Source organism: Streptomyces sp. NPDC048566 (assembly GCF_043199735.1).
Taxonomy (GTDB): Bacteria; Actinomycetota; Actinomycetes; order Streptomycetales; family Streptomycetaceae; genus Streptomyces.
In genome coordinates, this window is sequence record NZ_JBICWL010000003.1 from 246,008 (window position 1) to 256,736 (window position 10,729).

Below are 10,729 nucleotides of genomic sequence, written 5' to 3' on the forward strand. Positions count from 1 at the left end.
CCCCGGGCGCGCGGGCCGTCCGGGTGTTCGCTACGTTTGCACCGTGGACAAGAAGAACGCTCTGCGCGCCGGTGCCCTGGCCGCCGGTACGACGCTGATGATGCTGCTCATGTCGTCCCCCGCGCTCGCGCTGACCCGCGACGACGGCGACGACCCCGGCTCCGGTCTCAGCGTGATCCAGACGCTGGGGCTCTACGTCGCCGCGCCGATCGCCCTGTTCGTCGTCATCGCCGGCCTGGTGATGGTCCTCGACAAGTCCCCCAAGCAGCCGTAGCGCGGCTGAGCACCGCTCGCCGCAGTACCGCTCCGCTCTCCGCCGAGGGAGTCGCCGCACGCACGCCGCGGCGACTCCCTCGGCGCGTTCGTGCCGGGGCGGGCCGCCGCGGTGCTCAGGAGGCGGTGGCCGCCAGCAGCGGGCGGAGCAGCGCGGCCAGCCGGGCGGCCTCGTCGCCGTCGAGGGCGGAGAGCGCCGCGGCCTGGACGGCCAGCCCGGCGCCGGCCGCGGCGTCGGTGAGTCGCAGCCCCTCGTCCGTCAGCGTCACCTGGAGGGCGCGCCGGTCGTGCGGGTCGGGGGAGCGGCGGACCAGCCCGGCCCGCTCCAGCCGGTCCAGGCGTCCGGTCATCCCGCCGGTGGTCAGCATCAGCACGGCCGAGAGCCGGCGCGGCGAGAGCGTGTACGGGGCGTCCGCGCGGCGCAGGGTCGCCAGCACGTCGAACTCCCCGCGCGAGAGCCCGAACCGCTCGTACTCCTTCTCCATCCGGTCGCCCATCGCCCGCGCGATCCGGAAGACCCGCCCGAAGACCTCCACGGCCGCGGTGTCGAGATCGGGCCGGACGGCCGCCCACTGCTCGATGATCGCGTCGACGGGGTCCCGGGGGATGGTCATGCGCCGATTATCCCCGCCGCGGCGGCGCCCGGACCCGCGCCGCGGCCGGCCGCCTCAGTCCCGCCGCACCTCGTAGAGGAAGCAGCCGTACTCCACCGCCCGCACGTGCACCAGTGCCACCTCGGGGTCGGCGAACGCCGCGGCGAACGCCTCCCGGAACCGGTCCGCCCGCTCCACCAGGCGTCCGCCCAGGATGCGCCCGTCGGACGCGTGGCGGCGCAGGACGCGGTGGGTGTCCGTGAAGGGGAGCACCGCGCCGTCCGGTCTCCCGTCCCCTGATCCCGCGCCCCGCGGTCCGCCGCACTCCCGCGCGTGGACGAAGACAGGCCCCTGCTCGTCGTAGGCGCCCGGATCGGTGCCGGTCTCCGCGGCCCGGCGGCGCAGCGGGGCGTAGGAGACCAGGGCGATGCGCTCGCCCGGCTCCCCCCGCCGCAGGCAGCAGCGCAGCGGGGCACCCCCCTCCGAGTCGGTGAACGGGACCGCGGGGCGGCCCGCGTCGTCGCGCTCGCGCAGCTCCTTCAGGACGGCCGGGGGGACGGGTCGTGCGCTGTACGTCGTCATGGCTCCAGGCTGCCGCCCGCGCGGGCCCGGCACCGGCGGCAAACGGACATCGCCTTGGACACGGTCCCGTGGAAGGATGGCGCAACCCACACATAACGAGGAGATGACCGCGTGCCTGGCACAAACCTGACCCGCGAAGAGGCGCAGCAGCGCGCGAAGCTGCTCACCGTTGACTCGTACGAGGTCGAACTCGACCTCTCCGGCGCGCAGGAGGGCGGCACCTACCGGTCCGTGACCACGGTGCGCTTCGACTCCGCCGAGGACGGCGCGGAGTCGTTCATCGACCTGGTCGCCCCGGCGGTCCACGAGATCGCCCTCAACGGCGACCCGCTCGACCCGGCCGAGGTCTTCGGGGACTCGCGGATCGCCCTGCCCGGCCTGCTGCGCGGGCGCAACATCCTGCGCGTCGTCGCGGACTGCGCCTACACCAACACCGGGGAGGGGCTGCACCGGTTCGTCGACCCCGTCGACCAGCAGGCCTACCTCTACACCCAGTTCGAGGTGCCGGACGCGCGCCGTGTCTTCGCGTCCTTCGAGCAGCCGGACCTCAAGGCGACCTTCCAGTTCACCGTGACCGCGCCGGCCGGCTGGACGGTCATCTCCAACGCGCCGACGCCGGAGCCCAAGGACGACGTCTGGGTCTTCGAGCCCACCCCCCGGATCTCGTCGTACATCACCGCGCTGATCGTCGGCCCGTACCACTCCGTGCACAGCGTGTACGAGAAGGACGGCCGGTCGGTGCCGCTGGGCATCTACTGCCGGCCCTCGCTCGCCGAGTTCCTCGACTCGGACGCGATCTTCGAGGTCACCCGGCAGGGCTTCGACTGGTTCCAGGAGAAGTTCGACTACGCGTACCCCTTCGAGAAGTACGACCAGCTCTTCGTGCCCGAGTTCAACGCGGGCGCGATGGAGAACGCGGGCGCGGTCACCATCCGCGACCAGTACGTGTTCCGCTCGAAGGTCACCGACGCCGCCTACGAGCTGCGCGCCGAGACGATCCTGCACGAGCTCGCCCACATGTGGTTCGGCGACCTCGTGACCATGGAGTGGTGGAACGACCTGTGGCTGAACGAGTCGTTCGCCACCTACACCTCGATCGCCTGCCAGGCGCACCACCCCGACAGCCGGTGGCCGCACTCCTGGACCACCTTCGCCAACTCGATGAAGACGTGGGCCTACCGGCAGGACCAGCTGCCCTCCACCCACCCGATCATGGCGGAGATCCGCGACCTCGACGACGTGCTCGTCAACTTCGACGGCATCACCTACGCCAAGGGCGCCTCGGTCCTCAAGCAGCTCGTCGCCTACGTCGGCATGGACGAGTTCTTCAGCGGCGTCCAGGCCTACTTCAAGGCCCACGCGTTCGGCAACACCCGCCTGTCCGACCTCCTCGGAGCCCTGGAGCAGACCTCCGGACGCGACCTCGGGACCTGGTCGCGCAAGTGGCTCCAGACCGCCGGCATCAACGTGCTGCGCCCGGAGATCGAGACCGACGCTGACGGCGTCATCACCTCCTTCGCCGTCCGCCAGGAGGCCCCCGCCCTCCCCGCCGGAGCCCAGGGCGAGCCGACGCTGCGCCCGCACCGCATCGCGGTCGGCCTCTACGACCTCGACGCCGGCAGCGGCAAGCTCGTCCGCGGCGAGCGGATCGAGCTGGACGTCGACGGCGAACTGACCGACGTCGCGCAGCTCGTCGGCACGCGCCGCCCCGACGTGATCCTGCTCAACGACGACGACCTGTCGTACGCCAAGGTCCGTCTCGACGAGGACTCGCTCGCCTTCGTCACCGAGCACCTCGGCGACTTCGCGTCCTCGCTGCCGCGCGCGCTGTGCTGGGCCTCGGCCTGGGACATGACGCGGGACGCCGAACTCGCCACCCGCGACTACCTGGCCCTGGTGCTCTCCGGCATCGGCAAGGAGTCGGACATCGGTGTCGTGCAGTCGCTGCACCGCCAGGTGAAGACGGCGATCGAGCTGTACGCCGCCCCGGCCTCCCGCGAGGCCCTGCTGACCCGCTGGACGGAGGCGACGCTCGCGCACCTGCGGGCGGCCGAGGCCGGCGGCGACCACCAGCTCGCCTGGGCGCGCGCCTTCGCGGCCACCGCCCGCACCCCGGAGCAGCTGGACCTCCTGGAGGCGCTCCTGGAGGGCCGCGAGACCGTCGAGGGCCTCGCCGTCGACACCGAGCTGCGCTGGGCGTTCGTGGAGCGGCTCGCCGCCGTCGGCCGCTTCGACGAGGCGGAGATCGCCGCCGAGTACGAGCGGGACAGGACGGCCGCCGGCGAGCGCCACGCGGCGACCGCCCGCGCCGCCCGGCCGACCGAGGAGGCGAAGGCGGAGGCGTGGGCCTCGGTCGTCGAGTCCGACAAGCTGCCGAACGCCGTCCAGGAGGCGGTCATCGCGGGCTTCGTCCAGACCGACCAGCGCGAGCTGCTCGCTCCGTACACGGACCGGTACTTCGCCGTGCTGAAGGAGATCTGGGACGAGCGCTCGCACGAGATCGCGCAGCAGGTCGCCGTGGGGCTCTACCCTGCCGTCCAGGTCGGCGAGGAGACCCTGGCCAAGACGGACGACTGGCTGGCCTCGGCCGAGCCGGGCGCCGCGCTGCGCCGCCTGGTCTCGGAGTCCCGCTCGGGCGTCGAGCGGGCGCTGAGGGCCCAGGAGGCCGACGCGCGGGGCGCGGCGACCGCGTAAGGCCGCGCCCGCCGGCGTTCCCGGCGGGGACGACCGCGCGGTGACGTGTGACGGCGGGTGGGGAGACCGGGAGCGGTCTCCCCACCCGCCGTCGTGTCGGGAGCCCCGAGGCCGCCCGCGGGAGCCGCTCGGCGGGGACCGTGCCACCGGTGCCGTCGACCAGCGTCCCCGTCGACCCAGCCCGCCGGGTCCGAGGCGGGGAACACGGCGGTCGCGGCGACCTCCGCGAGGCGCGGGTCGCGGCGGGTCGTCCGCCGGGTCGTCGCGTCACGCCGGTCGACGCGGCGCCATCGCCCAGGCCCCGGCCCCGGCGCGCCGGGGAACCACCGGGCCGGGCACGCCCCCGTCCGCCCCCCGCCGTGCGACGGAGGCGGACGCGGGCGGGTGCGCCGGAGGGGCGGGGCGCCGTCCGGCACCCCGCCCCTCCCGAACCGTCCGCCCGACCGGAACGTCAGCTCCGGCGGTCCTTCAGCTCGGCCGCGACCAGCTCCGCGATCTGGACGGCGTTCAGCGCGGCGCCCTTGCGCAGGTTGTCGTTGGAGACGAACAGCGCCAGAGCGTTCTCGGCGGTCTCGTCCTCGCGGATGCGGCCCACGAACGACGCGTCCTTGCCGGCCGCCTGGAGCGGCGTCGGGATGTCGGAGAGGACCACGCCGGGCGCGCCCGCGAGCAGCTCGGTGGCGCGCTCCGCGGAGAGCGGGCGCGCGAAGCGGGCGTTCACCTGGAGGGAGTGGCCGGAGAAGACCGGCACGCGGACGCAGGTGCCGGAGACCTTGAGGGCGGGGATCTCCAGGATCTTGCGGGACTCGTTGCGGAGCTTCTGCTCCTCGTCGGTCTCGTTCAGGCCGTCGTCGACGATCGAGCCGGCCAGCGGGAGGACGTTGAACGCGATGGGCCGCTGGTAGACCTGCGGCTCGGGGAAGTCGACGGCCTCGCCGTCGTGGGTCAGCGCGTCGGCGTCGGCGACGACCTTCAGGGCCTGCCCGTGCAGCTCGGCCACGCCCGCGAGACCGGAGCCGGACACCGCCTGGTAGGTGGCGACGACGAGGGCCTCCAGGCCCGCCTCCTCGTGCAGCGGCCTCAGGACCGGCATCGCGGCCATCGTCGTGCAGTTCGGGTTGGCGATGATGCCCTTGGGGCGGTCGGCGATCGCGTGCGGGTTCACCTCGGACACGACGAGGGGGACCTCGGGGTCCTTGCGCCAGGCGGAGGAGTTGTCGATCACCACGGCGCCCTGCGCGGCGACCTTCTCGGCCAGCGCCCGGGAGGTGGCGCCGCCCGCCGAGAAGAGCACGATGTCCAGGCCGGAGTAGTCCGCCGTGGAAGCGTCCTCCACCGTGACACCGTCGACCACCGTCCCGGCCGACCGGGCCGAGGCGAACAGGCGCAGCTCGTCCACGGGGAAGTCCCGCTCGACGAGGATCCTGCGCATGACTGTGCCGACCTGTCCGGTGGCTCCGACGATTCCGACCCTCACGGCGACTCCCTTTGCGTGCGTTTTACGTGTCCGGCGTTTCCATCATGCGTCTGACCCGGGCCCGCGTGTCCAATCCTTTGGCCGCGGCGCACCGGCGGCGGGGCGTCCGCACCCGCCCCCGGCGGCGCGATCCTGCGGCGGCCGGACGCCCCGATACGAGGAAATCGCCCCGGGACACCGGGGAACCGGAAGCCGTGCGGTGTGGGCTCCGTCATGGTTTCCCGCCCGGTGTGACGTACGCCTCGAATCCGGTCGAACGTTTCGGTCCGCGGCGGCGTCCTAGGGGAGACGCGGGAGGGAAAGGGGTGGGCCGTGCTGCGCAGAAGGCCACGTCGCGCGCCGGGGGCGGACGACCCCCTGGACGCGGCGCAGGAGCGCCGGGTGCGTGCCGTGCTCGCGCTCGGCGGGGTTCCGCAGGCGGACCTGCCGGACGGGGTGCAGCAGGTCCGGCTGCGACTGCTGGAACGGGCGGCCAAGGGGGAGGAGGCGCCGCGCGATGTGTCCGCCTGGGCCGCGGTCGTCGCCTCGAACCTGGCGATGGACTGGCATCGCGCCAGGCGCCGCCAGGAGCGGATCGGGGAGCGGCTCGCCTCGCTGCGGCAGCTGGAGCAGCCCTCCGACGAGGAGTCCAGCGTGCTCGCCCTGGCCGTCGCCCGCGGGCTGGACGGCCTGCCCGACGCCCAGCGGCAGGTCGTCGTCCTGCGGTTCTACGCCGATCTGCCCGTGCGCGAGATCGCCGGCGCGCTCGGCGTCCCCGAGGGCACGGTCAAGAGCAGGCTGCACACGGCGGTCCGCGCGCTGCGCGTCCGCCTGCACGAGGACGAGGTGGTGTGACGTGGCCGAGGACCACGAGGCCGACGCGCTGCTGGCCGCGATCACGGACGCGGCGCCGCCCGAGGGCGCCCGCGACGACCCGGTGCTCGCGGCCGAGCACCGTGCCGCCCGCGAGGACGTGCGGGTGCTCCGGGAGCAGCTGGTCGTCATCGGGGACGCCCTGGCCGGCCCGCCCGGGGCCGCCGGCCGGGCCGCCGCCGCCCGGTCCGGCAGTCTTCCCGGGCCCGGGAAGAAGGGGACGGGCCCGTCGGCGGGGCGGCGCGGTGCCCGCGGTGCCGTGCGTCCCGGCGGACCGCCCGCCCGCTCCCGCCGGCGCGGGATGCTCGCCGTCGCCGCCGGCGCGCTGACCGCCGTGGCGGTGGCCTCCCTGGTCGTCGCCGCGGGCCGGCTGGTCGCGGGGGGCGGGGCGGGCGAGGCGGCCTCCGGTGACGCCAAGGCGGCCGACCGCGGGGGGAGTTCGCTGAGCGCCCCCGGGTACATCGCCTGCTCGCGGCTCATCGCGGAGGGCACGGTGACCGGGGTGCGCGCGGTGCCCGGCACCGGACAGGACCGGGTCACCCTCGACGTGTACCACTACTACAAGCCGGACACCGGCGCCCGCGAGGTCACCTTCCTGATGGGCCGGGACGCGGTCCCGCGGCTGCACCGGGGCGAGGAGGTGCTGGTGGGCATTCCGCGGCACGCCTCCGCGCCCGACATCTGGACCACGGGCGACCGCGCCATCGCCCGCGAGCGGTCCTGGATCGTCAAGGCGCTGCCCGAGGCCCGCCGCACGGAGTGCGGCGGCTGACCCCGGGGGACGCGGCCCACGCACGAGGGCGGGACGCACGAGGGCGGGCGCCCGTTGCGCGGCGCCCGCCCCTGTGCCGTGCCGCTCACGCGGCCGGTGGCCTACTCCGTCACGGAGTGACCTTCTCGATCTTCACGCTGCCGGTGCCCGCGACGGTGCCGCGGGCGTTGACCAGCTGGACCTGCCCGAAGAACTCCCGCCCCTCGGGTGCCGCCGCGGCGGCGGTGACCGAACCGGACACCGTGGCCGAGGCGCCGGTGGCGAGCTTCACCGGGGTGGAGTCGTCCACCGTGACCGTGCCGAGCGCGGCGGAGAAGAACACGTCCAGGTAGTCGTAGGCGGTCGAACCGGACGGGACCGAGTAGCCCGCCACCTCGACGGTGTAGGTGCCGGCGGCGGGGGAGGCGATGGAGACGGCCTCCTCCGAGTCACCGTCCGCGGACTGCCCGACGACCTTCCCGGCGGCGTCGTACACCGTCAGGTCGAGGTCGGCGGCGGTGTCCGAGACGTTGCCGATGGACACGTCGAGCGACGCGGCGCCCGCGGGCACCTCGACCGTGCTGGTATGCGTCGCGCCGTCGGCGATGGTCGGCCGGGCGCTCTTGGACGAGCCGAGCGGGCCGCCCTTCAGCGTGCCGTCGATCGCGGCGAAGTTGTTCTTCACCGTCCAGGAGGCCGTGGACGGGACGCCCACCTTGGCGTCGGGGACGGTCACGACCGCCGGGTCGAAGGCCGCGCCGAGCACCGCGACGTCGAGCTTGTACGGGTTGTCGAGCAGCGGCGAGGTGCGGCGCGCCTCGACCTCGATCTCCCAGACACCGGCCTGCGGGGCCGGGTACGAGCGCACGTCGGGCGTGCAGCCGTTGCCGTCCAGGTAGTTGTTGTAGCAGTACGGGGTGCTGGTGTTGTCGACCGGAACGCCGTACGGGTGGATCGCGATGAACCGGGTCTGGCTCTTGTCCTTGAGCCCGCCGATCGCCACCTCCAGCGACGTGGCGCCCTCGGGGACGGTCACGAAGTAGGACGTGGTGCTGTTGCGCTGCACCGAACCCGACGCCTTGTAGGTGTGGTGGACCGGCGAGGAGACCACGACGGTCGACAGGATCTGCCGGTCGACGCCCTCCGTGCGCGGGTCGTCGACCTCCAGGATCGCGCTCTTGAGACCGGCCGACCGCGGGGCGGCCTGCACCTTGACGGTCACCGGCTGGTTCAGCGGGAGCCGGACCACGTCCGGGCCGACGATGCGGAAGGTGCCGCCCGCGTTGTTCGCGAAGTACAGCTCGTGCCGGATCGCCCGGTCCTCGCCCGACGTCCGCGTCAGGGTGATGTCGTAGGTCTTGCGCTCACCCGCGCGCAGACCGCCCTCGCGGTCGTAGAGACCGGTGCCGAAGCCCGGCGTCTTCAGCGCGTAGTCGATCGCGGTGTCGACGGGCGCCTTGACCGTGTAGTCGTGGGCGCTCGCACCGCGGCGGATCGACTTCCAGGCGTCGGGGACGTTGATGAGCCCCGCACCCTCCTCGTACGCCTGGACGCCCCGGATGTGGTCGGCGGTCGAGGTCAGCGCGGTGCGCAGGGTGGCCGGGGTGAGGTCCAGGCCCTTCTCCTTGGCGGCGCTGATGAGCAGGGCCGACGCGCCCGCGGCCTGCGGCGAGGCCATCGACGTGCCCTGGAGCATCGAGTAGCCGGCCGGCAGCGAGTAGCCCGCCTCGGCGACCGGGGAGCCCGGCAGCCAGGTCTGGGTGGAGTTGATGGAGGCGCCCGGCGCGCTCAGCGTCGGGGTGAAGCCGCCGTCCTCACGCGGTCCGCGCGAGGAGAAGGGCAGCATCGCGTACTTCGTCCGCACCGCGGAGCCGTAGTTGGCGGCCCAGGTGGCCTTGGAGATGGTCGCGCCGACCGAGATGACCTTGTCGGCCAGGCCGGGGTCGCCGATGGTGTTCGCGCCGGGGCCGGAGTTGCCCGCGGAGATCACCAGCTGGACGCCGTAGGTGTCGATGAGGCGCGTGTACAGCTCGCTGCGCGCGTTGTTGCCGTCGTTGAGCGCCGGCAGGCCGCCGATCGACATGTTGACGATGTCGACGCCGCGGTTGGCGACCAGGTCGATCATGCCCTCGGTCAGCGCCACGTTGGTGCAGCCGCCGGACCAGGTGCAGGCCCGCGAGGAGACGATCTTCGCCCCGGGGGCGGCGCCGTTCATCCGCCCGCCGAACAGCCCGTTCGCGGAGGTGATGCCCGCCACGTGGGTGCCGTGCTCGGACTCGATGACGCCGATGTTGACGAAGTCGCGCTTCTGCCCGACCCAGTCCCCGCCGTACGGGTCCATGGGCACGTCCTTGCGGATCTCCACGACGAACGGCTGGCGCTCGACGACGTCCGTCGACGGGTCGTCGGTGCCGAAGTAGCCGATCTGGAAGCCGTCCTTGTAGGGCTTCATCGGCTTGTCGTCGGAGAAGTCGGCGTTGTTGTTCAGGTCGACGGTGACCGTGCCGGCCGCCGGGTCGTAGAGCACGCCCCACACGTCGGTGGTGTCGCCGTCGCGGTTGGCGTCGCCCTTGGCGTCTCCTCCGGCCGTCGCCGACTCGCGGAAGGTGCTGATCTCGTACGATCCGGCCGGCGCCGTCCAGCTCCGGCCGCCGTAGGTGAAGGCCGGCCCGTTCACCGCGGTGACCATCGGGCGCCAGGTCGCGTCGCCGTCGAGGATGGGGTCGGTCGCGGTCACCCAGTCGACGATCTTGCGCTCGCCGGTGGTGGTCTTCTGCAGCGCGGGGTGCCCGAGGTCCACGCCGGAGTCCAGGATGCCGATGGTGACGCCCCGGCCGTCCGCCTTCGGGTGGTCCTTCACGAAGTCGACGGCACCCGTCTCGAAGGACGGGTTGTACGGGTTCTCCGCGGGGGTGTTCCTGCCGGGACCCGCGTAGGTGGCCGCGGTGGAGGTGTTGGCGCCGTGCCGGGCGGTGTCCGCGCTCGGCGTCGGGTCGTCCAGCGCGATCTCCTGGCGCAGGTCGATCCCGTGCACCGAGGGCAGCTTCGCCGCGGCGGCGATGGCCGCGTCGGCCCGGCCGGTCGGGACGGTCGCCCGGACGTAGCCGAGCTTGTCGTAGGTCCGGCCCACCGAGCCGCCCTTGACCGCGTCCAGCTCCTCGGCGACCTGCTCGGTGCGGCCCGGTGCGGTGGCGATCATCATCGTGACGTTCTTGTCGCCGTTCGCCTTGGCCTCGGTGAGGAGGTCGGCGTCGCTCGAACCGAGCTTGGCGGCTGCGGACTTGGTGCCGGGGTCTGCGGCGGGCGCACCCGCGTCGGCGGAGAAGGCCATGGGTATCGGCCCGGCCGCGGAGAGCGCGGCCACCAGGCCCGCGGCCACGGCGATGCGGGCCACGCGTCTCGCGCCCGATATCGGGGCGCGCTGAGGGTCGGAGATCATCTGCATCCCTTGTAGGTAAAGGAACGAGCGGGGAGCGCCCGGTTCCGCCGGTTGGGGCGGACCGGTCG

8 protein-coding genes are annotated in these 10,729 nt (G+C 73.6%); 4 read left to right on the plus strand and 4 right to left on the minus strand.

Translation table 11 applies throughout. The annotated features are described in order from the left end of the window. Positions 1-43 precede the first annotated feature (43 nt). The gene (locus ACGFS9_RS07955) at positions 44-274 is read left to right on the plus strand and encodes a hypothetical protein (RefSeq protein ID WP_393251478.1); all 231 of its coding nucleotides are present in this window, start codon (positions 44-46) and stop codon (positions 272-274) included. A 115-nt stretch (positions 275-389) separates the two neighbouring features. Here ACGFS9_RS07955 and ACGFS9_RS07960 read toward each other — a convergent pair whose 3' ends face one another. Beyond that, positions 390-887 (minus strand): MarR family winged helix-turn-helix transcriptional regulator, encoded by a 498-nt coding sequence (locus ACGFS9_RS07960; protein WP_393251479.1) that lies wholly within the window; start codon positions 885-887, stop codon positions 390-392. 54 nt (positions 888-941) lie between these two features. Beyond that, on the minus strand, positions 942-1,448 hold the full coding sequence (locus tag ACGFS9_RS07965; RefSeq protein ID WP_393251480.1) for a DUF1203 domain-containing protein: 507 nt from the start codon (positions 1,446-1,448) through the stop codon (positions 942-944). Between the two features lie 111 nt (positions 1,449-1,559). Here ACGFS9_RS07965 and pepN point away from each other — a divergent pair, with 111 nt between their 5' ends. Beyond that, positions 1,560-4,142, plus strand: coding sequence for an aminopeptidase N (gene pepN / locus ACGFS9_RS07970; RefSeq protein ID WP_393251481.1), 2,583 nt, complete (start codon positions 1,560-1,562; stop codon positions 4,140-4,142). A 451-nt stretch (positions 4,143-4,593) separates the two neighbouring features. On the opposite strand, the gene ACGFS9_RS07975 is transcribed toward pepN, so the two are convergent. Further along, positions 4,594-5,619: an aspartate-semialdehyde dehydrogenase gene (locus ACGFS9_RS07975; RefSeq protein ID WP_393251482.1), complete on the minus strand. Its 1,026-nt coding sequence runs from the start codon at positions 5,617-5,619 to the stop codon at positions 4,594-4,596. A gap of 312 nt (positions 5,620-5,931) precedes the next feature. Here ACGFS9_RS07975 and ACGFS9_RS07980 point away from each other — a divergent pair, with 312 nt between their 5' ends. Continuing rightward, positions 5,932-6,453, plus strand: a complete 522-nt coding sequence (locus ACGFS9_RS07980) for an RNA polymerase sigma factor (RefSeq protein ID WP_393251483.1) — start codon at positions 5,932-5,934, stop codon at positions 6,451-6,453. A gap of 1 nt (position 6,454) precedes the next feature. After that, on the plus strand, positions 6,455-7,243 hold the full coding sequence (locus ACGFS9_RS07985; protein WP_393251484.1) for a hypothetical protein: 789 nt from the start codon (positions 6,455-6,457) through the stop codon (positions 7,241-7,243). Between the two features lie 109 nt (positions 7,244-7,352). Here the strand turns inward: ACGFS9_RS07985 and ACGFS9_RS07990 are convergent, their stop codons facing one another. After that, positions 7,353-10,661: a S8 family serine peptidase gene (locus ACGFS9_RS07990; RefSeq protein WP_393251485.1), complete on the minus strand. Its 3,309-nt coding sequence runs from the start codon at positions 10,659-10,661 to the stop codon at positions 7,353-7,355. Positions 10,662-10,729 lie beyond the last annotated feature (68 nt).